At 55.3% G+C, this 24330-nt stretch carries 24 protein-coding genes and 1 other RNA gene; 5 read left to right on the forward strand and 20 right to left on the reverse strand.

Going from position 1 to position 24330, the window contains the following annotated elements; translation table 11 throughout:
* Window positions 1-5: 5 nt before the first annotated feature.
* From murC to rsmI, 13 genes are all read right to left on the reverse strand, one after another.
* On the reverse strand, window positions 6-1466 hold the full coding sequence (gene murC, locus RGW60_RS14985; RefSeq protein ID WP_322205339.1) for a UDP-N-acetylmuramate--L-alanine ligase: 1461 nt from the start codon (window positions 1464-1466) through the stop codon (window positions 6-8).
* Window positions 1459-2529 (reverse strand): undecaprenyldiphospho-muramoylpentapeptide beta-N-acetylglucosaminyltransferase, encoded by a 1071-nt coding sequence (gene murG / locus RGW60_RS14990; RefSeq protein WP_322205340.1) that lies wholly within the window; start codon window positions 2527-2529, stop codon window positions 1459-1461. Before murG ends, murC begins: the two co-directional genes overlap by 8 nt.
* Window positions 2519-3730, reverse strand: coding sequence for a putative lipid II flippase FtsW (gene ftsW / locus RGW60_RS14995; protein WP_322206929.1), 1212 nt, complete (start codon window positions 3728-3730; stop codon window positions 2519-2521). Before ftsW ends, murG begins: the two co-directional genes overlap by 11 nt.
* Window positions 3730-5076 (reverse strand): UDP-N-acetylmuramoyl-L-alanine--D-glutamate ligase, encoded by a 1347-nt coding sequence (gene murD, locus RGW60_RS15000; protein WP_322205341.1) that lies wholly within the window; start codon window positions 5074-5076, stop codon window positions 3730-3732. Before murD ends, ftsW begins: the two co-directional genes overlap by 1 nt.
* A 5-nt stretch (window positions 5077-5081) precedes the next feature.
* Window positions 5082-6164, reverse strand: a complete 1083-nt coding sequence (gene mraY / locus RGW60_RS15005; protein ID WP_322205342.1) for a phospho-N-acetylmuramoyl-pentapeptide-transferase — start codon at window positions 6162-6164, stop codon at window positions 5082-5084.
* On the reverse strand, window positions 6164-7531 hold the full coding sequence (locus RGW60_RS15010) for a UDP-N-acetylmuramoyl-tripeptide--D-alanyl-D-alanine ligase (protein WP_322205343.1): 1368 nt from the start codon (window positions 7529-7531) through the stop codon (window positions 6164-6166). The genes mraY and RGW60_RS15010 overlap by 1 nt, the downstream gene beginning before the upstream one ends.
* On the reverse strand, window positions 7524-8987 hold the full coding sequence (locus RGW60_RS15015) for a UDP-N-acetylmuramoyl-L-alanyl-D-glutamate--2,6-diaminopimelate ligase (protein ID WP_322205344.1): 1464 nt from the start codon (window positions 8985-8987) through the stop codon (window positions 7524-7526). The genes RGW60_RS15010 and RGW60_RS15015 overlap by 8 nt, the downstream gene beginning before the upstream one ends.
* Window positions 8987-10726, reverse strand: coding sequence for a peptidoglycan D,D-transpeptidase FtsI family protein (locus RGW60_RS15020; protein ID WP_407074088.1), 1740 nt, complete (start codon window positions 10724-10726; stop codon window positions 8987-8989). Before RGW60_RS15020 ends, RGW60_RS15015 begins: the two co-directional genes overlap by 1 nt.
* Complete coding sequence (ftsL, locus tag RGW60_RS15025; RefSeq protein ID WP_322205345.1) at window positions 10723-11016, reverse strand: cell division protein FtsL; 294 nt, start codon at window positions 11014-11016, stop codon at window positions 10723-10725. The genes RGW60_RS15020 and ftsL overlap by 4 nt, the downstream gene beginning before the upstream one ends.
* On the reverse strand, window positions 11013-11954 hold the full coding sequence (gene rsmH / locus RGW60_RS15030; RefSeq protein ID WP_322206931.1) for a 16S rRNA (cytosine(1402)-N(4))-methyltransferase RsmH: 942 nt from the start codon (window positions 11952-11954) through the stop codon (window positions 11013-11015). The genes ftsL and rsmH overlap by 4 nt, the downstream gene beginning before the upstream one ends.
* Window positions 11955-11956: 2 nt before the next feature.
* Entirely contained in the window at window positions 11957-12412 is a 456-nt protein-coding gene (gene mraZ, locus RGW60_RS15035; RefSeq protein ID WP_322205346.1) for a division/cell wall cluster transcriptional repressor MraZ, read from the reverse strand.
* Window positions 12413-12718: 306 nt separating this feature from the next.
* An RNA gene (gene rnpB, locus RGW60_RS15040) (RNase P RNA component class A) lies at window positions 12719-13077 on the reverse strand.
* Window positions 13078-13163: 86 nt separating this feature from the next.
* Entirely contained in the window at window positions 13164-14036 is an 873-nt protein-coding gene (gene rsmI, locus RGW60_RS15045) for a 16S rRNA (cytidine(1402)-2'-O)-methyltransferase (protein ID WP_322205347.1), read from the reverse strand.
* A 267-nt stretch (window positions 14037-14303) separates the two neighbouring features.
* Between rsmI and RGW60_RS15050 the strand changes: the two genes are divergently transcribed.
* The 4 genes from RGW60_RS15050 to RGW60_RS15065 all read left to right on the forward strand — a co-directional run bounded on the left by RGW60_RS15050 (window position 14304) and on the right by RGW60_RS15065 (window position 17779).
* Window positions 14304-16115 (forward strand): penicillin-binding protein activator, encoded by a 1812-nt coding sequence (locus tag RGW60_RS15050; protein WP_322205348.1) that lies wholly within the window; start codon window positions 14304-14306, stop codon window positions 16113-16115.
* Entirely contained in the window at window positions 16115-16486 is a 372-nt protein-coding gene (locus RGW60_RS15055) for a YraN family protein (protein WP_407074089.1), read from the forward strand. The genes RGW60_RS15050 and RGW60_RS15055 overlap by 1 nt, the downstream gene beginning before the upstream one ends.
* Before the next feature lie 124 nt (window positions 16487-16610).
* A complete protein-coding gene (locus RGW60_RS15060; protein ID WP_322205350.1) occupies window positions 16611-17204 on the forward strand; it encodes a phosphoheptose isomerase in 594 nt (197 codons plus the stop codon).
* On the forward strand, window positions 17201-17779 hold the full coding sequence (locus RGW60_RS15065) for a BON domain-containing protein (RefSeq protein WP_322205351.1): 579 nt from the start codon (window positions 17201-17203) through the stop codon (window positions 17777-17779). The genes RGW60_RS15060 and RGW60_RS15065 overlap by 4 nt, the downstream gene beginning before the upstream one ends.
* Window positions 17780-17913: 134 nt before the next feature.
* Here the strand turns inward: RGW60_RS15065 and RGW60_RS15070 are convergent, their stop codons facing one another.
* The 7 genes from RGW60_RS15070 to rplM all read right to left on the reverse strand — a co-directional run bounded on the left by RGW60_RS15070 (window position 17914) and on the right by rplM (window position 22816).
* Complete coding sequence (locus RGW60_RS15070) at window positions 17914-18330, reverse strand: ClpXP protease specificity-enhancing factor (protein WP_322205352.1); 417 nt, start codon at window positions 18328-18330, stop codon at window positions 17914-17916.
* 17 nt (window positions 18331-18347) lie between these two features.
* Window positions 18348-18965 carry a glutathione S-transferase N-terminal domain-containing protein gene (locus RGW60_RS15075; protein ID WP_322205353.1) on the reverse strand — a complete coding sequence of 206 codons (618 nt, stop codon included), beginning with the start codon at window positions 18963-18965 and terminating at the stop codon, window positions 18348-18350.
* 176 nt (window positions 18966-19141) lie between these two features.
* Window positions 19142-19921 carry a cytochrome c1 gene (locus RGW60_RS15080; RefSeq protein ID WP_322205354.1) on the reverse strand — a complete coding sequence of 260 codons (780 nt, stop codon included), beginning with the start codon at window positions 19919-19921 and terminating at the stop codon, window positions 19142-19144.
* Window positions 19921-21132, reverse strand: coding sequence for a cytochrome bc complex cytochrome b subunit (locus RGW60_RS15085; RefSeq protein ID WP_322205355.1), 1212 nt, complete (start codon window positions 21130-21132; stop codon window positions 19921-19923). The genes RGW60_RS15080 and RGW60_RS15085 overlap by 1 nt, the downstream gene beginning before the upstream one ends.
* A complete protein-coding gene (gene petA, locus RGW60_RS15090) occupies window positions 21129-21725 on the reverse strand; it encodes a ubiquinol-cytochrome c reductase iron-sulfur subunit (protein WP_322205356.1) in 597 nt (198 codons plus the stop codon). The genes RGW60_RS15085 and petA overlap by 4 nt, the downstream gene beginning before the upstream one ends.
* Window positions 21726-21980: 255 nt before the next feature.
* The gene (gene rpsI, locus RGW60_RS15095) at window positions 21981-22373 is read right to left on the reverse strand and encodes a 30S ribosomal protein S9 (protein ID WP_322205357.1); all 393 of its coding nucleotides are present in this window, start codon (window positions 22371-22373) and stop codon (window positions 21981-21983) included.
* 14 nt (window positions 22374-22387) lie between these two features.
* A complete protein-coding gene (rplM, locus tag RGW60_RS15100; RefSeq protein WP_297846182.1) occupies window positions 22388-22816 on the reverse strand; it encodes a 50S ribosomal protein L13 in 429 nt (142 codons plus the stop codon).
* Between the two features lie 557 nt (window positions 22817-23373).
* Here rplM and RGW60_RS15105 point away from each other — a divergent pair.
* A complete protein-coding gene (locus RGW60_RS15105; protein ID WP_322206932.1) occupies window positions 23374-24294 on the forward strand; it encodes a GlxA family transcriptional regulator in 921 nt (306 codons plus the stop codon).
* Window positions 24295-24330: the final 36 nt, after the last annotated feature.

Genomic DNA, 24330 nt, shown 5'->3' on the forward strand with positions numbered 1-24330 from the left:
TGTTGTCATTTCAATTTCCCCTCAGTAGGGGCAACGATTGCGCCTGCGAACAACGGGCTTTTCAGCAGTTGTGGCGCAAGACCACCAATGTCACCGGCGCCTTGGCAAAGCAGGATATCGCCAGCGCGCAGCAGCGGTTTGACCAGTGGTGCCAGTTCGACGCCGCGCTCAATGTAGATCGGGTCCAACAAGCCGCGTTGACGGATGCTGTGTGCCAAGTGACGGCTGTCCGCACCAGGGATTGCCTCTTCTCCGGCCGGATAGACTTCCATCAACAACAGCACATTGGCTTCGGTTAGTACCTGCACAAAATCGTCGTAAAGATCACGGGTACGGCTGAACCGATGTGGCTGGTAGACCATCACCAGCCGACGATTCGGCCAACCACCACGCACAGCTTCAATCACCGCTGCCACTTCACGCGGGTGATGACCGTAATCATCAACCAGCATCACGTTTCCGCCTTCAACCGGCAGCTCACCGTAAATCTGAAAACGCCGGCCGACACCTTGAAAACCAGACAAACCCTGAACAATAGCTTCGTCAGAAACGCCTTCATCGGTAGAGATTGCGATGGTCGCCAGAGAATTGAGAACGTTGTGATTGCCCGGCATATTCACCGAAACATCCAGCGGCTGGTGATCTCGGCGCAGCACGGTAAAGAAGGTCTGCATGCCGTTCTGACGCACATTGATTGCCCGTACGTCAGCTTCTTCGCTGAAGCCATAGGTCATGGTCGGACGCTTGATCAGCGGCAGAATTTCCCGCACGACAGGGTCATCGATGCAAACTACCGCCAAGCCGTAAAAAGGCAGGTTATGCAGAAACTCGACAAAGGTTTTCTTCAATTTATTGAAGTCGCCTTCGTAGGTTTCCATGTGGTCAGCGTCGATATTGGTGACCACGGCCACCAACGGCTGCAGGTGTAAGAAGCTGGCATCGCTTTCATCAGCTTCGGCGATCAGGTAACGACTTGTGCCCAGTTGCGCGTTAGTACCCGCGGCGTTCAAGCGACCACCAATCACGAACGTAGGGTCCAGACCACCGGCAGCGAAAACCGAGGCGATCAAACTGGTGGTGGTGGTTTTGCCATGGGTACCGGCTACGGCAATGCCGTGACGATAGCGCATCAATTCGGCGAGCATTTCCGCGCGCGGCACTACTGGAATACGCCGTTCAATGGCACTGGCGACTTCTGGGTTAGACGTATTCACTGCGCTTGAAACTACCAGTACATCTGCGCTCGCGGTGTTCTTGGCGTGATGGCCGATAAAGATATGCGCACCGAACGATTCGAGGCGCTCTGTCACCGGGGAAGCTTTCAGGTCAGAGCCAGACACTTCATAACCCAGGTTCAGCAGCACTTCGGCAATCCCGCACATGCCAACACCGCCAATACCAACGAAGTGGATACGACGGATGCGGCGCATTTCCGGTTGCGGCATCGCGCGTTTATTTTCAACCATGAGCCACCTCCAGACACACATCTACCACGGTGCGGGTTGCATCAGGTTTGGCCAGGCGGCGAGCAGTGCGAGCCATGCTGTTCAGTTGTTCGGGTTGCATCAAAACCTCTTTCAGACGTGCGGCCATTTCGGCTACGCCAGTTGTCGCTTGAGGCATGACGAAGGCAGCGCCTTCGCGGGCCAAATACTCAGCGTTACGCGACTGGTGATCATCGATTGCGTGGGGCAATGGCACCAACAGCGAAGGCAGACCAGCTGCTGCCAGCTCACTTACCGTCAGCGCGCCTGCACGACAGACCACCAGATCGGCCCAGCCATAAGCTTGAGCCATGTCTTTAATGAAAGGCGCCACTTGCGCGTCGACGCCAGCAGTGCGATAGCGCTCTAAGGTAATTTGGTCGTGATTCTTACCTGCCTGATGAAATACTTCAGGGCGCAATTGAACCGGTAACAACGCCAACGCTTCGGGCAGCAACTTGTTAAGCGGTTCAGCACCGAGACTGCCCCCGAGGATCAGCAGGCGGGCTTTACGTCCAGCCAATACTTGACGTGGAGTTTCCAGAAACAATTCGCTACGCACCGGGTTGCCGGTCGTGCGGCGTTTGGCAGAGGTGGAAAAGGTATTTGGAAACGCTTCGCATACACGGCTGGCGAACGGAGCCAAACTGCGGTTAGCGGTACCCGCAATTGCGTTTTGCTCATGAATAATCAAAGGAATGCCGGCCAGTTTTGCCGCCAGTCCACCAGGGCCGGTGACGTATCCTCCCAGACCCAGCACGCACACCGGTTGCAGCTGACGAACGATTTTGCGCGCCTGCATCAGCGCCTTGAGCAACACAAACGGCGCCTTGAACAGAGCCAGCAAGCCTTTACCGCGCAAACCGGTCATGTTGATTAGATGCAACGGCAAGCCTGCCTGGGGCACCAACTCATTCTCGATGCCACGTGGCGTGCCCAACCAATGAACGCTGTAACCACGAGCTTTAAACTCTTGCGCGCAGGCCAACGCCGGGAACACATGCCCACCGGTACCGCCCGCCATGATCAGCACGTTAGCGCCCATTATTCGACTCCTCAGCGAAGTCGCTTTCATTAAATTCCGTTTCTTCACTTCCGGTATTGGTCCGCGACTCCCACTCGATACGCAGCAACAAACCAAGACTCGCGCAACAAATCACCAACGAACTGCCGCCGTAGCTGAGGAACGGCAAGGTCAGGCCTTTGGTCGGCAGCAGCCCGACATTCACCCCGATATTGATCAGAAACTGACCTATCCAGAGGAACGCCAATCCATAGGCGACATAAGCGCCGAAGTATTGCTTAGCCCTTTCGGCCCACAAGCCGATGTACATCGCCCGGATACTGACGAACACGAACAGCGCCACGGTGAGCAACGAACCCACCACGCCCAACTCTTCAGCGAGCACGGCGAACACAAAGTCAGTGTGCGCTTCAGGCAGGTAGAACTGTTTTTGGACGCTATTGCCCAGACCTACCCCAAACCATTCGCCGCGACCAAATGCAATCAGGGCTTGGGTCAACTGATAGCCAGCCCCAAACTGATCGGACCATGGGTCGGTGAAGGTAATCAAACGCGCCATACGGTAAGGCTGCGCTTGAACCAACACGAACACCGCACCCACCGCCAAGACCACCATCAAGGTGAATCGGAACAAACCAACGCCGCCCAAAAACAGCATGGCGGCCGCAGCACCCATCATCACCACGGTGGCGCCGAAGTCCGGTTCCATCAACAGCAAGCCAGCCATGGGCAACAAAACAATGAACGGCTTAAAGAAGCCCATCCAGCTTTCACGGACTTCTTGCTGTTGGCGAACCAGATACCCGCCAAGGAAGATGACGACAAAAACTTTGGCGATCTCGGAGGGCTGAACGTTGAACATCCCGAAACCGATCCAACGCATTGAACCGTTGACCTCGCGGCCCAACCCCGGCACCAACACGATCACCAGCAAACCGAACGCGCCAATCAGCATCAGCCAGCCCAGCCGTTGCCAGGTTGATACCGGAATCATCATCGTCGCAGCGCAGACACCCAGGCCGATGACCAGATAGATAAGGTGGCGAATCATCATGTACAGCGGATTACCGGATTGTACTGCGGCTACTTCCGACGATGCTGAGGTAATCATGACCAAACCGAGTCCCAACAGCGCCAGGCAACCCGCGAGCATCGGAAAATCGACATCGATGCCACGGCCACTGATCAGCGGGGATGGGTAAGGCCGAATTATGCCGAGAATCATGACAACGCCTCCACCGAGCGAGCGAAAAGGCGGCCACGTTCTTCGTAGTTCTTGAACATATCCAGGCTTGCACAGGCTGGCGACAGCAATACAGCGTCCCCGTCTTGAGCGATTTCGGCGGCACGCAGCACGGCTTCTTCCAATGTATTGACGCGTATTAAAGCAACCGCTTCACCCAGCGCTTGCGCCAGGATTTCTGCATCGCGACCTAGTAGCACGACGGCGCGACAATGGGCCGTTACCGGCTCGCGCAGGGCTGAGAAATCAGCACCTTTGCCGTCGCCCCCGGCGATCAACACCAGTTTCCCGGTGATATCTGCACCCAGACCTTCGATAGCGGCCAGCGAAGCACCGACGTTGGTGGCTTTGGAATCATCGTAATAGCTGACACCATCACGCTCGCGCAGCCATTGGCAACGGTGCGTCAGTCCGGTGAATGCGCGCAGGCTGTTCAACATGGCGTCGAATGGCAAACCGACCGCGTGACCCAAGGCCAACGCTGCCAGCGCATTGGACTGGTTGTGGGCGCCGCGCACCTTCAGCTCGCGAACCGGCATCAAGGTGTCGAATTGGAAGGCGAGGAATTTTTCGCCGTTCTCTTCTCGCAAACCGAAGCCGTGGAAATCAGGAGTGTTCAAACCGAAGGTCCAGCAAGGCAGGCCCTCGCCGATCAGCGGCCGCGACAATGCGTCCTGCCGATTGACCACCACTTGCCGCGCGCCCCGGAAAATCCGATGCTTGGCCAAGTGATACGCTGGCAAACCACTGTAGCGGTCCATATGGTCTTCGCTGACGTTAAGCACGGTGGCCACTTCAGCACCGAGTTGATCGGTGGTTTCAAGCTGGAAGCTGGAGAGTTCAAGCACGTAAAGCTCGACAGAGTCGTCGAGCAGGTCCAGCGCCGGAGTACCCAAGTTGCCGCCGACCGCGACGCGCTTGCCTGCCGACGCCGCCATGTCGCCGACCATGGTTGTCACGGTGCTCTTCGCGTTCGAGCCACTAATTGCGATGATGGGCGCCTTCGCATTGCGGGCAAACAACTCAATGTCACCCGACAACTTCACGCCACGGGCCGCCGCTTGTTGCAACGCCGGAGTGGCCAGAGCCAGACCAGGACTCACGTACAGCTCGTCGGCGCGGCACAGAAACTCCACATCCAGTTCGCCACAACGCACTTCCACCTGCGGGTATTGCTCACGCAATGTCCCCAGTTCAGGTGGATTTTCCCGCGTATCCGCCACGGCAAACGACACGCCCCGGTTCGCCAGAAAGCGAACCAGAGACATGCCGCTCTTGCCGAGGCCGACAACGATGCGGAAGTGGTCAGAAGCGATCAGAGACACTCGTTCTACCTCAGCTTCAGGGTGGCAAGGCCGATCAGCACCAAAATCACGGTAATAATCCAGAAGCGGACAATTACACGCGGCTCGGGCCAGCCTTTGAGTTCAAAGTGGTGGTGGATCGGCGCCATGCGAAACACGCGACGACCGGTCAACTTGAAAGACGCAACCTGGATTACAACGGACAGGGTCTCCATCACGAACACACCGCCCATGATGAACAAGACGATTTCCTGACGAACGATAACGGCGATGGTGCCCAGTGCCGCGCCAAGGGCCAAGGCACCGACGTCGCCCATGAAGACTTGTGCCGGGTAAGTGTTAAACCAGAGGAAGCCTAATCCCGCGCCAATCAATGCGCCGCAAAACACGATCAGTTCACCAGCACCGGGGACGTAAGGAATGAGTAGGTATTCAGCAAATTTCACGTTACCCGACAGGTAGCAGAAGATACCCAACGCGCCGCCAACCATTACTGTTGGCAAAATCGCCAGGCCGTCGAGGCCGTCTGTCAAGTTGACCGCATTGCTTGAGCCGACGATCACGAAGTAGGTCAACACCATGAAGCCTAAGCCAAGCGGAATGCTGACATCCTTGAGCATCGGCACTATCAGTGTGGTTTCCACAGCGGAAGGCGCCGTGGAGTAAAGGAAGATCGCCGCACCAAGACCGAACACCGATTGCCAGAAGTATTTCCAACGACTTGGCAACCCTTTTGAATTTTTTTCAATAACTTTGCGGTAATCATCGACCCAGCCGATGCCACCAAACAGCAAGGTAACGATCAGCACCACCCAGACGTAGCGATTGCTTAGGTCGGCCCACAACAACGTGCTAACGGCGATAGCAGACAGAATCAGCGCGCCACCCATGGTTGGCGTGCCCGATTTGGCCAAATGTGATTGCGGACCGTCATTTCGAACCGATTGCCCGATCTGACGGTTCTGCAAGGTCCGAATCATCCATGGGCCCAGGAACAGCGAGAGCGACAATGCGGTAAGCACGCCGAGAATCCCGCGCAGAGTCAGGTATTGGAAGACCGCGAAGCCTTTGTAGAATTGTTGTAAATACTCCGCCAACAACAGCAGCATCAATGTTTCTCCTGGCTAGAACCACACAAAGCGGCGACGATGTTTTCCATCGCCGCGCTGCGCGAACCTTTAATCAAAATAGTGGTGTTAGTGTCCTGCTCCGCGCCAAGCGCTGCGATCAGGTCTTGCTGACTGGCGAAGTGATAGCCGTGCTCGCCGAACGCTTTTACCGCGTAAGCCATCATCGGCCCTACTGCGTAGAGCGCCGAGACTTTGCCAGCGGCGTACGTGCCTACATCGCGATGGCCCTGCTCGGCCCACTCGCCCAGCTCGCCAATATCTCCGAGCACCAAGACGGTGCGCCCAGAAAAGCCGGCGAGTATATCAACGGCCGCGCACATCGCGGTGGGGTTAGCGTTGTACGTGTCATCAATCAGACGAATGCCGTTAGTAGCCAACTGCGCCACCGCTCGGCCCTTGACCGGTTGAACCGCATTTAAACCTGCGACGATCCCGCCCAGTGACACACCCATTGCATGCGCCGCAGCCGCAGCTGCCAAGGCATTAGCGATGTTATAGGCGCCTAGCAGATTGAGCTGAATCGACGCCGATCCGCAGGGACCATGCAACGTAAAGCTAGGGCAGCCGCGAGCATCGCGGGTCAGGTCTCTGGCGTAAAAATCTGCTGAATCATCATTCAAGGCAAAGCTCAAAACAGGGCGGCCATTGGCGCGGGCATGCCAGGTAGCAAACGCCTTATCATCTCGATTGAGGACGGCTGTACCGCTAGCACTAAGGCCCTCGAGGATTTCACCCTTGGCCTGGACGATCTTCTCCGGGCCGCCGAACTCACCCACGTGGGCGGTTCCTGCGTTAGTGATGACCGCAACGTGCGGCTTTGCCAGACCGACGGTGTAGGTGATTTCACCCCGTCGAGAAGCGCCTAACTCAATGACGGCCGCCGTATGTTCCTGCGCCAGCTCAAGCAGAGTTAATGGAACCCCTAACTCGTTGTTCAAATTGCCTCGGGTTGCCAAGACCGACCCACGCGTACGCAGGATGCTAGCAAGCATTTCCTTGGTGGTGGTTTTACCGCTGGAACCGGTGATCGCCGCGACAGGCCTATCAAACCGGTTACGATTCAAGGCACCAAGCTGAGCCAACGCCAGACGCGTATCCGCAACTACCAACTGCGACAATTCAGAACCCGAGACTTCACGCTCGACCAACGCACCAGCGGCACCTTTGCTCGCGACGTCATTCAGATAGTCATGCCCATCAAAGTTCGGACCGCAAAGCGCGATAAACAGCTGCCCCGGAGCAATATGGCGGCTATCAATACTTACCCCGGCAAAGGCGCAATCAGCGCCAACCTGACGGCCATTGAGTGGAGCAACCAGCTCACTGAAAGTCAGAGGCTTAAGCATGTGCCACCTCCCATGCCGCCAGGGCTTTGGTGGCTTCTTCGAGATCAGAAAATGGCTGACGTTGGCCGTCGATTTCCTGATAGTCCTCATGGCCCTTGCCCGCCAACACGATCACATCAGCGGCTTGCGCGCTGGCAATCAACTGCGCCACCGCCTGACCGCGACCGGCGACAAAGTTCACTTTGTCGGCAGCGACGAAGCCTTTACGAATGTCGTCGAAAATCTGAGTCGGTGCTTCTGTGCGTGGATTGTCATCTGTAACCAACACTGTGTCCGCAAGCCGCTCAACCACTTCCGCCATCAAGGGGCGCTTGCCACGATCACGGTCTCCGCCGCAACCGAACAGGCACATCAAACGGCCTTTCGCGTGCGGGCGTAGCGCTTCGAGGACTTTTTCCAATGCGTCGGGGGTATGTGCGTAATCAACTACTACCAAAGGCTGCCGACCACCGCCCAAACGCTGCATGCGACCGACAGGACCTTCAAGCGTCGGCAGCACGTTCATAATTTCATCCAGCGGGTAATCCAGCCCCATCAACGCGCCGATGGCAGCCAGCACGTTGCTAAGGTTAAAACGGCCCAACAAAGTACTGCGCAGATGATGCTCGCCTTGTGCAGTAACCAATGTGGCGCGCACGCCATCGTCGTCAAAATGCGCATCGCTGCAGTAAAGCGAAGCGCTGCTGTCTTTAACGCTATAAGTGATCAGGCGGGACTCGTGTCTGTTCGCGGCCAACTGGCAACCGAAATCATCATCAACATTGATTACCCGACAACGCAGATGGGGCCAAGCAAATAACTTGGCCTTTGCGGCAGCATAGGCCTCCATTGTGCCGTGATAATCCAGATGGTCGCGAGACAGGTTAGTCAGCACCGCAACGTCAAATGCCAACGCGCTCGCTCGGCCTTGATCCAGACCGTGGGATGACACTTCCATTGCGACAGCGCGGGCACCGGCTTTTCTGAGGTCGGCCAAGGTGGCCTGTACTGCAATCGGGTCGGGCGTCGTCAAGCGCCCGCTTTGCAGGGCACCGTAAAAACCCGTCCCCAATGTGCCAACGATCCCGCAATGCTGACCAAGCTGATCAAGCGCTTGCGCGACCAATTGGGTGACACTGGTTTTGCCGTTGGTGCCGGTAACTCCGACCAAATTCAGGTTGCGGCTCGGGTCGCCATAAAAGCGCCCAGCGATGTCAGACAACTGTGCAGCCAGACCTTTTACAGGGATCAGCGGCACGTCGGTAATCGGCAGAACGGTTGCGCCGTCCACTTCATAGGCTACTGCCGCTGCACCCCGCTTGAGGGCATCTACAATGTGCACGCGACCGTCGATTTTTCCACCCTGAATCGCCAGGAACAGATCGCCTGGGCGTACTTTACGGCTGTCGAGGGTCAACTCGCGAATTAATAGATCGCGATCAGCATGGGCAAAAATCTTGTTCAGGCTAGAAGACATTAACCACGCCCTCCTTTAACAGCGGGCACAGCATTCACTTGCTCCTGCGTTGGCGTCGCCGCCAAATTATCCGGGGTGACGTTCATCAGCCGAAGCGTGCCCGACATGACCTTGCTGAACACTGGGGCCGACACCAGACCACCGTAGTAGCCCGCCTTGCCCGGTTCATCAATTACTACAACGATGGCGTAGCGAGGATTGCTCATCGGGCCAAAGCCAGCGAATAGCGAGCGATACGCGTTTTCTTCATAACCCTTGGTGCCCGACACTGTTTTACGCGCAGTGCCGCTCTTGCCTGCCACGTGATAGGACGGCACCCGAGCACGGTATACACCGCGAGGATCTTCGATCACTTGCTGCATCATGCCCTGTACGGTTTTCGCGGTTGCTTCCGGGATTGCTTGAACCGCGACCGGTGGCGTATCAGCTTTAAGGATGGTCAACGGCACAATGCGCCCGTTGTTCGCAATGGCGGCGTAAGCATGCACCAACTGCAACGCGGTGATCGACAGGCCGTAGCCGTACGACAGGGTTGCGGTCTCGGCTTTGCGCCATTCGCGGTAGTTTGGAAGATTGCCCACACGTTCGCCGGGAAAACCCAGGCCGGTGTATTGTCCCAAGCCGACTCGCTGCATGGCATGGAAAATTGCTTCACCCCCAATATCGAAGGCTACCTTGCTCATGCCTACGTTACTGGAGTTGATTAAGATACCGGTCAGATCGAGGATAGGCCCCTCGGTTCTTGTCACGTCGCGAATCGTGTATTTACCGATCTGCAGCGTTCCAGGGTAAACCTCAACTTTATCGGTCGGCTTCCACCGACCACTGTCTAGCGCAGCCGTCATGGAGATTGGCTTCATGGTAGAACCAGGCTCGAACACGTCAGTGATTGCGCGATTGCGCATGGCGGCCGGGATCATGGTGCGGCGGTTGTTCGGGTTATAGGTCGGCGAGTTGACCATCGCCAACACTTCGCCTGTTTTCACGTCCATGATCACCAGGCTTCCGGCCTTGGCGTCGTTTTCCTGGATGGCATTGCGCAGTTCGCGAGTCGCCAGGTATTGCAGGCGCAGGTCAATAGACAATGCCAAGGTCTTCCCGGCCTTGGCATTTTTGGTGACCTGAACATCTTTGATCAATCGACCGCGTCGGTCCTTAATCACTTGTCGCTTACCGGGCACACCCGCTAGCCAGTCGTCGTAAGCCAGCTCGACACCTTCGCGACCATGGTCGTCGAGGTCGGTGAAGCCCACCATGTGTGCGGTAACGTCACCGGCCGGATAAAACCGCCGAAATTCTTCGATGCCGTAAACGCCCGGCACTTTCAGATCAAGCACCACTTGACCCTGCTCAGGCGTAAGGCCGCGGACCAGGTAGATAAATTCTTTATCGGCCTGCGCCTCCAGGCGATCACTCAGCAACTTGACGTCTTGTCCCAAGGCGGCAGCCAGCGCTGGCCATTTGTCCTTGGCCGTCTGCAGTTCTTTCGGATTGGCCCACAGCGTTGTCACTGGCGTACTGACGGCTAAAGGCTCGCCGTTACGGTCAGTGATCAAGCCACGATGAGCGGGAATAGGAATGTGACGGACGCTGCGAGCGTCGCCCTGTTCCTTGAGAAACTTATGGTCGACCACTTGCAGGTCGATGATGCGCCAGCAAATGGCAGCCACCATAATGCCGAGCAGACCCACCACCACGCGAAAACGCCAGGGATACAGGGCGCCTTCGAGGTTCATCATGGGGCCACCATTCGAACTTCAGCAGCGCTTGGGATACGCATATGCAGTTGTTCGGTGGCCAGCGTTTCGATACGGCTGTGCGCTGTCCAGGTGCTTTGCTCAAGAATCAACCGGCCCCATTCGGCCTGAGCTTTGTCGCGCACACTCAGCTCACTGTAAAGCGAGTTCAATAACTGCCGGTTCCAATGGGCGCTGTATGCCACGCCAATCGCCGAAACCAGTACGGCAATGAACAACAGCAGCATAAAGAAACTGCCGGTAGGCAAAGGCTTAAGGACGAGCTGGCTCACTTAAGCTTCTCCGCTACACGCATCACAGCACTGCGCGATCGTGGATTGGCCTTGGTTTCAGCCTCGGAGGCGAATTGCGCTTTGCCGTGGATTTTGATTTTCGGGTCGAATGCCTGAAAACGGATCGGTAAATCGCGAGGCATTGTGTCGGTTTCGCCTTTTGCGAGCTTACGCATGAACAATTTGACGATGCGATCTTCCAACGAGTGGAAGCTGATGACAACCAAACGTCCGCCAACTTCAAGCGTTTCTAGGGCAGCTTCGAGCCCGGCTTCAAGATCGCCCAGTTCGTTATTGACATGTATGCGCAGGCCCTGAAAAGCGCGAGTCGCCGGATTTTTGCCTTTTTCCCATGCAGGATTAGCAACCTTCAACACCTCAGCAAGGTCGCCGGTGCGCTCAAAGCGTTGGGTTTCACGACGCAGAACCACGGCGTTCGCCATGCGCTTGGCGAAACGCTCCTCGCCATATTCCTTGAACACACGGGCAATTTCTTCCGCGGATGCCGTGGCGATGAACTCGGCAGCGCTGACGCCGCGACTAGGGTCCATGCGCATATCCAGAGGACCGTCGTTCATAAAGCTGAAGCCGCGTTCTGGATCGTCCAGTTGCGGCGATGAGACGCCAAGGTCGAGCAAAACTCCGTTGATCTTGCCCGCCAGACCGCGACTTTCAACTTCAGCGCCCAGCTCAGCAAAGCTGCGTTGCACAACGACAAAGCGGCCGTCTTCGGCCGCTAGCGCTTGCCCTGTGGCAATCGCTTGAGGATCTTTGTCAAATCCCAGCAAACGCCCGTCAGGGCCAAGATGCTGCAATATCAGGCGACTGTGGCCGCCGCGGCCGAATGTACCATCCAAATAGCAGCCATCGGTACGTACCGCGAGAGCCTCTACGGCTTCTTCGAGCAGTACGGTGATGTGGGTAAAGCCGCTAGTCATAGTCACAAGATCAAATCACGCAGTTCATCAGGCATAGCGCCAGGTTGTTGAATAGCCGCCAGGTCCGCTTCAGCAAGCGTGTTCCAGGCGTCCTCGTCCCACAGTTGAAACTTATTTAGCTGGCCAACCAACATCACGCGCTTATCCAACTTCGCGTAATCGCGCAGCCGCGGCGGAACCAGAAAACGGCCACTTCCATCCAGTTCCAGATCGACCGCATTCCCAATCAACAGCCGCTGCAGGCGACGGTTTTCTTCACGGAATGTCGGCAAGTCACGCAACTTGGCCTCAATCAGTTCCCATTCGGATAACGGGTACAGGCATAAGCAGGGGTCTACAGCGTCAATCGTTACAATTAACTGCCCGGCACTGCGCGAATCCAACTCGTCGCGGTACCGGCTCGGCATTGCGAGGCGACCCTTTGCGTCAAGATTGATTGCGTTGGCACCACGAAACACAGGCGCGATCTCCGAATATTAACTTTTTGAGCTGAAAAAACCCACTTCATGCCACTTTCCGCCACTTGCGCACACTATATAAATGCGCCCACCACACCGTCAAGGCACGGTCCTAAGGAATTCCCTTACAGAACGGAGATTTAGGAGAAGAAAGTCAGACTTCGGAGCATTTTTTTAATTGTTTTGATAGATAAACCCCGGAGAGCTCAAAGGCCTGAGTCTCGAAGTTAATGTGATTTATCAAGAGTAAGATTTTTTTGATATTACGAAAGGTTGATGCTGCGAAAAGCGGGGGTAGAAAATAAGGTGGAGAGTCGATCTGTAAGCCGGGTTCTGTCGTGAACAGTCATTCGTCTACGACGGCCATCACTGGACGTCTTTAGCAACCTACCCGGTTCCAGCGCGGGCCACGCCTTGGAACCCTATTTGGTCTTGCTCCGAGTGGGGTTTACCTTGACCACGACCTGTTGCCAGACGTGCGGTGCGCTCTTACCGCACCTTTTCACCCTTACCGGCACCGAAGTGCTTAGGCGGTTATTTTCTGTGGCACTTTCCGTAGGCTCACGCCTCCCAGGCATTACCTGGCACTCTGCCCTATGGAGCCCGGACTTTCCTCCCCCCTTTATTGCGGAACAATAAAAGGCAGCGACTGTCCAATCGACTCTCCGCCGACAAGGTTAGCGGCACGGACCGTCAAGAACAAGCTTTAATACATTCTGCGACCTCTAGCGGTTAGCGCCGACGCAGGAATTTATTCGCCTTTTTGCTTTTCCAGCGCTACCTGATAGAGCAAGTTTTTGCGAACGCCGGTAATTTCGGCGGCCAATGCAGCGGCTCTTTTGAGCGGCATCTCCTCCAGCAAGAGATCTAAAATACGCCGTGCGTCCGCACCGATAACGTCTTCATTTTCTGGCGCTGTCCAACCCGCAACCAACACCACGCACTCCCCGCGCTGCTGATTGCTGTCACCTTCGACAAACGCTCGCAGATCGGACAACGGCAGCCCCTTAAGGGTTTCAAAGGTTTTGGTCAGCTCTCGTGCCAGTAATGCGGGACGCTCTGGGCCGAACACAGATTCAAGATCTTGCAGGCACTCCAGGATTCGATGTGGCGCCTCATAAAAAATCAGCGTGCGGGGTTCACTCTTAAGCAACTCAAGTCGAGCCCTGCGGCCAACCGCTTTAGCGGGTAAAAAGCCTTCAAAGATAAAACGGTCGGAAGGCAGCCCGGCCGCCGACAACGCGGCGATCAACGCGCACGCTCCAGGAATCGGCACCACTCGGATGCCCGCTGCACGCGCTTGCCGCACCAAGTGATAACCGGGATCGGATATAAGGGGAGTGCCCGCATCGGAGATCAGCGCAACATCATCACCGGCTAATAGCCGTGTCAAAAAGCGACTGCCCTCCTCCCGCTCGTTGTGTTCATGACACGCCGCCAGTGGCGTAGGAATACCAAAATGCTGCATCAACCGTAACGAGTGACGAGTATCTTCGGCAGCAATTAGCGCCACGTCGCGCAACACCTTCAGCGCACGCACGCTCATGTCATCCAGGTTACCGATAGGCGTAGCAACAACATAAAGCGAGCCTGGAGCGGAATTCAAAGCACCTGGAGCAGTCAAAGCGCACACCTCTTGTGTTGAACAAAAAATGCATTGTACAGATTAAGGCCGTGGCGAACGGATCGCTGGCACAAGCGAACACTAAAACAGTTTGAGAGAACGTTTGATTTCCTTACCGCACAACGTGAATAAACAATAAAACACCGCTTCGCCTTTTATTTAGCTGCACCGCGACCAATATCACCGCTTTAACGCCATCAACATCGCGCCCCGGCCAGTGCTTGGGTACAATTCCAGCCTATTTGCTTGAGTATCAGGATCACATACATGATCGCTTGCCTGCGCCTGTTCACCGCCCTTTGTCTCGCTGCCCTGTTGGCGGCGTGTGCCAGTTCGCCGTCGTCGACCCTGGGCGAACTTCCTCGCACGCCCGACGCCAGCATCGAGCAATTGCTCGAACAAGCCGCTGCCGCCAAAACCCCCGATCAAGCCGCGTCGCTAAGGCTGAGCGCGGCCGATCAGGCCAATCGACAAGGGGACGTGGGCCGAGCCGCAAAAATTCTTGAGCAAGTTCCTGTTGATCAGCTCAAACCTGCACAACAGGTCTACGCGAGCACTCTTTCCGCTGAGCTGGCCCTGGGTCGCAACCAACCCAAGGTTGCTCTGGCAGCGCTAAGCCACCCAAGCCTGCTGCGCTTGGGCGAACTGCCTATTGATCAGCAAGTTCGCACCGGCCTTGTTCAGGCGCGCGCACTGGAAGCCGACGGACAAATCCTGGCCGCCGCCAGCCAACGGGTATTTATCGCGCCGCTACTTAAAAACGGCGATGCCACAGCCAACCACGAAGCGATCTGGTCGCTGGTTTCCCAGTTACCGCCTGAGCAACTCCAAGGCTCTGGCAACGGTGACCTTGCGGGCTGGCTGAGCTTGGCCCTGGCGGTAAAAACCGCCGGTACGCTGGAGCAGCAGCAAGCCGCGATCGATACCTGGAAAGCACAAAACCCGCAGCATCCGGCCGCCCAGCAATTACCACTTCCGCTGATTGCCCTCAAGGCATTAGCCAGTGCCCCGCTGACCAAAATTGCGTTGTTACTGCCACAAGACGGCCCGCTAGTTTCGGTGGCCCGGGCACTGCGCGAAGGCTTTATGGCTGCGCACTATCAAGCTCAGCAAGCGGGACAAAAGCCCCCCGTCATCCAAGTGTTCGATAGCTCACGCCTGACTTCGCTTGACGATTTCTACCGTCAGGCCAAAGCGTCCGGCGTGCAACTGGTAATTGGTCCGCTGGAAAAACCACTGGTTAAACAGTTAAGCAACCGTCCACACTTGCCTATTACAACGCTGGCACTTAACTACAGCGATTCTCGTCAAGCGGGGCCACCGGAACTGTTCCAGTTTGGCCTTGCCGCTGAAGACGAAGCCAGGGAAGTGGCGCGCCGCGCCTGGGCCGATGGCAAGCGGAGCGCTGCCGCCATGGTGCCGAGAGGTGAATGGGGTGACCGTGTTCTGGACGCCTTCCGTCAAAGCTGGCAAGCATTAGGCGGCACGTTCATCGTCGCCGAGCACGTAGACCAACCGGTCGCCCTCGCCCAGCAAATTGCTGACATGTTCCAACTGCGCAATGTCGATGCCCGCGCCAAAAGCTTGCAAAATACTGCAGGCGCTCAAGCACCTCAGCCAACGCGTCGCCAAGACATTGATTTTATTTTCCTGGCCGCCACGCCTCAGCTAGCGCAGCAGATCAAACCGACGCTGGTGTTCCAATATGCTGGTGATGTGCCTGTGTATGCGACCTCCCAACTGTTTACTAACAGCGGCGATCAAGCGCAGTACAAGGACTTGGAAGGCATTCAATTCTGCGATACCCCATGGCTGCTGAACACCAGTAATCCGCTGCATCAGCAAGTGATCGCGCAATGGCCACAAGCGGCCGGGAGCCTGGGTCGGTTGTACGCCATGGGAATCGATGCTTATCGCTTGGCACCGCGTCTGACACAACTCAAAGCGTTGCCTGACACTCGCCTGGATGGCGAGTCCGGCAGATTAAGTCTGGGCCAAGGGCAGCGTGTAGAACGGCAACTGCCATGGGCTCAATTTGTCGGCGGCCAGGTTCATCGCCTGCCAGACACCGCGCATTGATACCTGTCGCACCGCATTTGAGGGCCGGGCGTGAGGCTGAGGCATTCGCCCTGACATATCTTCAGCAGCAGGGATTAAGCCTGATCGCGCAGAACTGGTTATGCCCACGCGGCGAACTCGATCTGGTAATGCTTGATGGCGATACAGTAGTATTCGTCGAAGTGCGCTATCGGCGCCACGCAGGCTGGGGTGGCGCGCTTGAAAGCGTCGATGTTCGCAAGCGCGAAAAACTGGCTATGGCCGCTCAATATTTTCTGCAACAAGCGTCACACTGGGCTGACTCACCTTGCCGCTTTGATGTGATTGGCATTAATGGCGACCCTGGCAAGGAACCCTCATTAAATTGGCTCCAAAATGCATTTGACAGCTAGACCAGGCGGCAGGACTTGTCGAACCTGGATGCCTGATTTTCGAATGAAACACCTATACCGATTTTGCTTTGCAGGCTGCACATTGTTTGTGCCTGGAGCAGTTGCCCTACTTAAGGTCACATAGATGGACATGCAATCCCGAATTCGCCAGCTTTTCCAAGCCAGTATCGACACCAAACAGCAGGCGATGGAGGTTCTTGCACCCTACATTGAGCAAGCCAGCCAAGTGATGGTCAATGCGCTGCTCAATGAAGGTAAAATGCTTTCTTGCGGCAATGGCGGCTCTGCGGGTGACGCTCAGCATTTTTCTTCGGAATTGCTCAACCGCTTTGAACGTGAGCGCCCTAGCCTGCCGGCCATTGCGCTAACCACCGACACCTCAACCATTACCTCGATTGCCAACGATTACAGCTACAACGAAATCTTTTCCAAACAGATCCGTGCGCTGGGTCAGCCGGGCGATGTGCTGCTAGCTATTTCCACCAGCGGTAACTCGGCCAACATTATTCAAGCCATCCAGGCCGCACATGATCGGGAAATGGTTGTCGTAGCTATGACCGGTCGCGACGGTGGCAACATGGCGTCGCTGCTGCTGCCGGAGGACGTGGAGATCCGCGTTCCGTCCAAAGTCACTGCACGTATTCAAGAAGTCCACCTGCTGGCGATCCACTGCCTCTGCGATCTGATCGACAGCCAACTGTTCGGGAGTGAAGAATGACACCTAATCGCCTAAGCCTACTGGCTCTGACACTTTGCCTGGGTCTCAGCGGATGCAGTTCGGTCCTGACTGCCACCCGCGATACGCCGATCCAGGATGACCGTGGCACTCGCACGTTCGGCAGCAAAATTGACGACTCTCTGATCGAGACCAAAGTTGCGGTCAACGTCGCCAAGGCTAATCCTGACTTGGATGAAGGCTCGCACATCATTGTGACCAGCTTCAACGGCATCGTACTGCTGGCAGGCCAGACACCCCGCGCGGATCTGAAATCCCTTGCTGAACAAGCCGCAGCTTCGGTTCAACGGGTGAAAAAGGTCAACAATGAACTCCAGATCATGGCACCGTCTTCCATACTGGCGCGCAACAACGATGCTTGGTTAACCACCAAGATCAAAACGCAAATGTTGACGGACAACACTATTCCAGGCTCGCGTATCAAAGTCGTGACTGAGAACGGCATCGTTTACCTGCTGGGTCTAGTGACTCAACAAGAAGCCACCCGCGCTACCAACCTGGTCCAAGGCGTATCGGGCGTGCAGAAGATTGTGAAGCTGTTTGAGTATATTGATTGATCTGACCGTAGATACCGCCTCGACTGCGCCCACGTTGCGCTTACGCAGCGAAGGCCAAGATGGTGTCTGTTACTTCCAACAAAAAACGCCGACATCTCTGTCGGCGTTTTTTTGTTTCAAAAAGCTGAGTTCGATTATTTGACCACTTTCAGGCTCGGTCTGCCTGTCGGTCGCGGTGGTTCGCTTTCCGGTGGCGGTCCTTCATCATCAGGATCGATATCTTCATCAACGTCTTCAAGGGCCGGTTCTACTTCAAAAACCATACCCTGACCGTTTTCCCGGGCATAAATACCTAGAATCGCGGCAATAGGAACGTACAACGTGTGCGGAACACCGCCGAAACGACCTTCGAAACTGACAGCATCGTTATCCATGTGCAGATGACGCACAGCACTGGGCGACACGTTTAAAACGATCTGACCATCATTGGCAAAGCCCTGAGGGACCTGCACTGACGGGTATTCCGCATTAACCAGCATGTGCGGGGTGCAATCGTTATCTACGATCCACTCATACAGAGCACGAATCAGATAAGGGCGACTGGAGTTCATCAACGGCTCCTTAAGCCTTAGCGCATATCACGTTCAGCACCAGACAGACTTGTCTGGAAAGCCTCACGTGCAAATTGGCGCTCCATGTAATCAAGCAGCGGTTTCGCTTGCCGAGGCAATTCTATACCCAGGACCGGAAGACGCCAAAGTATCGGCAACAGGCAACAATCAACTAGGCTTTGATCTTCGCTGAGGAAAAAAGGCTTGTCAGCGAACAACGCAGAGACACCGGTCAAACTTTCACGCAGCTCTTTACGCGCCTGAACGCGAGCAGGTTCTTTACTGCGTGAATCCAGAATCAGATCCACCAAACCACACCAGTCGCGCTGAATACGATGAATCAGCAGGCGGCTGTTGGCGCGGGCTACAGGATAAACCGGCAACAAAGGGGGGTGCGGATAACGCTCATCCAAGTATTCCATCACCACCGTCGACTCGTACAAAGCCAAGTCGCGATCGACCAGCGTTGGTACGCTGCCGTACGGATTAACCTCGATCAATCTTGGCGGATGACGACCCGTCACAACATCAATGATCTCAGCGCTGACACCTTTCTCGGCGAGCACAATGCGCACGCGGTGGGAATAGTGGTCGGCGGGGTCGGAGTAACAGGCCAACCGATTGGTCACGCCCATGGCGGTCCTCCTCGCTTGTAAAAGTTTTCAGAAGCAGAAAAACGAGCGCGCCCAAGGGGCGCCTCCAAAAACGACTACGGGGGCAGACAACCACAGAAGCGGTCACTTGCCCCACGCTCGTTTTTCGGAGAAACACCCTAGGGCGCGGCTCGTTAACAGCAGGGGTTACAGCATAATCAATGGACGTCTTTCCAGTATTCGCGCTTGAGTAAATACGCGAAGACGAAGAAGAAGGCCAAGTAAAGCAATACATAGGTTCCGATGCGCTGATGCTGCAGCTTCACCGGATTTGCCGAGTAAGCGAGGAAGGTTACAAGATTTTTGATCTTCTCATCGAACTGTTCTTCATTTAGCGAACCGGTTTTCGGCAATACGGTCAATTGATCGCATGCTTCATGGGTCAATGGAGAACCTGTCAGAGGGTCGAACTGCTTCTTCCCATCCTCAACGATTTGCATTTGCTTACAGCCGATAACCTGACGACCTTGCAGACCAGCCAGTACGTTAGGCATACCGACGTTCGGGAAAACCTTGTTGTTCACCCCCCAAGGACGTGCAGGGTCTTCATAGAACGAGCGCAGATAGCCATAGAGCCAGTCAGTGCCGCGGACACGAGCCACCAGGGTCAGATCGGGCGGAGCCGCGCCGAACCAGGCTTTAGCGTCAGCAGGCTGCATGCCGATGGACATGTGATCGCCAATCTTGGCGCCCGTGAATATCAGCTTATCCAGCATCAAATCGTGGGGAATACCTAGATCGTCAGCCACACGCTCATAGCGCTGGAACTTGGCACTGTGGCAACCCATGCAGTAGTTGGCAAACGTACGTGCACCATCCTGCATGGCCGCTTTGTCAGAGACGTCAATATCAACATGCTCTAACTCTGGACCGTGCTCTGCCGCATAGGACACAACGGGCAGAAGAGCAAAAATCAATACAGCAAATAGCTTTTTCATCAGCCAGTCACCCTTTCTGGAACCGGTTTGGTCTTCTCGAGCCGGGTATAGAACGGCATCAGAATGAAGTAGGCGAAGTACAGGAACGTACAAACCTGCGACAGAATCGTGCGCTCTGGTGTTGGCGGTAGAACGCCCAGCACGCCGAGAATTACAAATGCCACGCAAAACACCAGTAACCAGATCTTGCTCAACCAGCCTTTATAACGCATCGATTTGACCGGGCTACGATCAAGCCATGGCAACACGAACAGAACGGCAATTGCAGCACCCATGGCAATAACGCCCATGAGCTTGTCCGGTATAGCACGCAGGATCGCGTAGAACGGCGTGAAGTACCAAACCGGAGCAATGTGCTCAGGGGTCTTGAACGCGTTAGCTACTTCAAAGTTAGGTTTCTCGAGGAAATAGCCGCCCATTTCAGGGAAGAAAAATACGATCGAGCAAAAAATGAACAGGAACACCACGACGCCGACGATGTCTTTCACGGTGTAGTACGGATGGAAGGGAATGCCGTCCAGCGGTATGCCGTTTTCGTCTTTGTGTTTCTTGATGTCTACACCGTCGGGGTTGTTGGAACCCACTTCGTGCAGTGCAAGAACGTGCAACACCACCAGACCCAGAATGACGATCGGCAACGCCACGACATGCAACGCAAAGAAGCGGTTCAGGGTAATACCTGAAATCAGGTAGTCACCACGGATCCATTGAGTCAGGTCACCACCGATGACAGGAATCGCACCAAACAGCGAGATAATTACCTGAGCGCCCCAATAGGACATCTGACCCCAAGGCAGCAGATAACCCATGAATGCTTCAGCCATCAGCGCCAAGTAGATCAGCATCCCGAACAGCCAGACCAGTTCGCGCGGCTTCTGATACGAACCGTAAAGCAGTCCACGGAACATGTGCAGATAAACCACGATGAAGAACGCAGATGCACCTGTTGAGTGAAGCAGGCGCAGGATTGAGCCATATTCCACGTCACGCATGATGTATTCGACAGAAGCGAACGCCTCTTCAGCCGATGGCGTGTAGCTCATGGTCAGCCAAACACCAGTAACGATCTGATTGACCAGCACCAGCAGCGCCAGTGAGCCAAAAAAGTAAAAAAAGTTAAAGTTTTTTGGGGCGTAGTACTTGCTGAGATGGTCTTCCCACATTTTTGTGGCGGGAAAGCGCGCATCTACCCAGTCCATGAACTTACTCATGACGCTTTCTCCTGATCGACGCCGATGACGATAATGCTGTCCGACTCATAGGAATGCGGCGGCACAGGCAAATTCAAGGGTGCCGGTTGAGACTTATAGACACGCCCGGCCAGATCGTAGTGCGAACCGTGGCAGGGGCAGAAATAACCACCGACCCAATCCTTGCCTAGATCTGCAGGAGCTACTTCGGGACGGAACGTCGGCGAACATCCCAAGTGCGTACAAATACCGACCAGCAACAAAATCTCTGGTTTGATCGAACGCATTTCAGGGTCGACGTAAGTCGGTTGCGAGGAGTTCTTTGAAGTGGGATCGGATAATTGCCCTTCGATCTTTTTCAGGTTCCCTAAAATCTCTGCGGTACGACGGACAATGAATACCGGTTGGCCACGCCATTCGGCAATCATTTGTTGTCCGGGCTCGACCTTGCTGATATTCACCTTTACCGGTGCACCTGCGGCTTTCGCCTTGGCACTGGGAAACCATGACCCCACGAACGGGACCGCCGCCCCCACCGCTCCTGCTGCACCAACCACGGATGTGGCTGCTACGAGGAAGCGACGCCGGCCTGCATTCACGCCGTCATTGCTCATTCCGTCCTCTCCCATCAGCTCTATGGCCTGTTTGATCAGGCGTCTACTTAATAAATATCTAGAACGGTGTAAAAATCCTGCCGGATGGTAATGAAAAGCCCCTCAATTGACAAGGTAATTACCATCACCCAATGGTCTCAAGCCTTATAACACGCGGCACCCAGACATGTGGCACGTTGTCACACCAAAACCGAGCGCCCATAAAAAAACGCCCAGATCCTAAAAGGAACTGGGCGCTTAGAAAGTAGCAGCGAATTAACGCTTCGAGTACTGCGGACGCTTACGCGCTTTACGCAGACCGACTTTCTTACGTTCTACTTCACGAGCATCACGAGTAACGAAGCCAGCTTTGCGCAGAGCGCCACGAAGGGTTTCGTCATACTGCATCAGAGCGCGAGTGATGCCGTGGCGAATTGCGCCCGCTTGACCACTTGTGCCGCCACCGATAACAGTGATGTAGATGTCGAATTTTTCGGTAGTCTGAGTCAATTCCAGCGGTTGACGAACTACCATGCGGGCAGTTTCGCGACCGAAGAAACCGTCAAGAGTACGGTTATTGATAGAGATGTTGCCAGTACCTGGACGCAGGAAAACGCGTGCAGTTGCGGTCTTGCGACGGCCAGTGCCGTAATTTTGAGTCGCCGACATAATGAACTATTCCGTTAAAACTTCAGTTCTTGGGGCTGCTGAGCAGTATGAGGGTGTACAGCGCCCGCATAGACTTTCAGCTTACGATACATGTCGCGACCCAGCGGGTTCTTAGGCAGCATGCCTTTAACCGCGGTCTCGATCACGCGCTCTGGGGCTTTAGCGATCAGCTTTTCAAAGTTGATCGACTTGATCCCGCCCGGAAAACCAGAGTGAGAGTAGTAGATCTTATCGGTGGTTTTAGCACCGGTAACACGGATCTGCTCAGCGTTGATAACGACGATGTAGTCGCCTGTATCTACGTGCGGAGTATATTCCGGTTTGTGCTTGCCACGAAGACGGCTCGCGATCTCGGTCGCCAGACGACCCAGTGTCTGACCAGCAGCGTCGACGACGAACCAGTCGCGCGTAACTGTTTCCGGTTTAGCAGTAAAAGTTTTCATTCTTTAATAGCCTCAGGGGCCGCCCTGATAAATTAGACGGCGGATCTTACTGAATAGTGCGTACTTTGACAAGGTCAAAGGCAGCCGGGAACAGACGCTGTCGGGGGCTCGGGTCGGCGCGTCCGTAATACGGCAAGATTCTTCGGCAGACGGCGCATCACTTCCACTGCAAAGAGCTGCGGAATTATGCAGATTTCGAAAAAAATCTCAAGCAGCTTTTGCAATTCACCCTGAATTCAGAGGTAGAAAGTGATGACATACAGTTTTAATCGACGAAATCAGACCATTCCAGATCCATTCCGCTCGACTTCCTCCGATTGAAACGAGCTCCAGCAATCATGTCACCCCCATCAGAAAGCCAAAACCCGGAATACATTTCGGAGCCTGAGCCCATGACCTGCACGAGGACACTGGACACATACAACAAAAAATAAGACGATCCCGCCGTCGCCTGACCACTTTCCCATATAAGAAAAAGAATTATGCCTACCCAGCTCTCCGCGCCATTGCGGCGCGTCAGCATCCTGGCCATCGATGGGGTATTCGCCTCGACCCTGATGCAAGCCAAAGATTTTTTCCACCTCGCCAGTCTGCGCTATGGAAAACAGCTCGGCCAAGGCCTAAAGACCACCTTCGAAACTCGAATCGTTAGCCCAAACGGCCTTCCTGTGCGCAGTTTCAGCGAGGTCATGCTGCCGGTGGAGGGAGGTCTAGAGCAGAGCGATGTGATTATCCTGCCGGCGTTTTGGGATAATTTCGATACGTTGTGCCAGCGATATCCCCAAGTGTTGCCGTGGTTACGCGAACAACACGCTAAAGGCGCCGTACTATGCGGCGAGGCCAGCGGGGTGTTTTGGCTAGCGCAATCGGGCTTGCTGGACGGCAAAGAAGCGACTACTTACTGGCGTGCGTTTGCGGAATTCGGGGAACGATTCCCACAGGTATTGCTCAATCAGGAAAAACACCTGACCGACGCCGATAACCTGTATTGCGCTGGCGGCACTACCTCAGCCTGCGACCTCTACATTTACCTGATCGAACGTTTCTGCGGGGCCAATGTTGCTCAAGCCGTGGCGCGCGACATTCTTTACGAAGTGCAGCGTAGCTATGTGCCGGGACGGATGGGTTTCGGCGGGCAAAAACTGCACCATGACGTGATCATTCTGCAGATTCAGCAATGGCTAGAAGAGCACTTTGCCGACAAGTTTCGTTTTGAAGACGTTGCGCGTGAGCACGGCATGAGCATTCGCAACTTCATGCGACGCTTCCAGACCGCTACTGGCGACAAACCGCTGCACTATCTGCAACGCTTGCGCATTGAAACCGCCAAGGGCCTGCTCTCGGGCACACGCAAAAGCATCAAGACGATTAGCTATGAAGTCGGTTACGACGATGCCAGCTTCTTTGCACGGCTGTTTCGTCAACACACGGAATTGTCACCGAATCAGTACCGCCAGCAATTTTTGCAGGCAGCCTGAGGGCAGTTACAAGCCATAAGTTTCAAGCTACAAGCT

It is taken from the genome of Pseudomonas sp. AB6, assembly GCF_034314105.1.
Lineage (GTDB): Bacteria > Pseudomonadota > Gammaproteobacteria > Pseudomonadales > Pseudomonadaceae > Aquipseudomonas.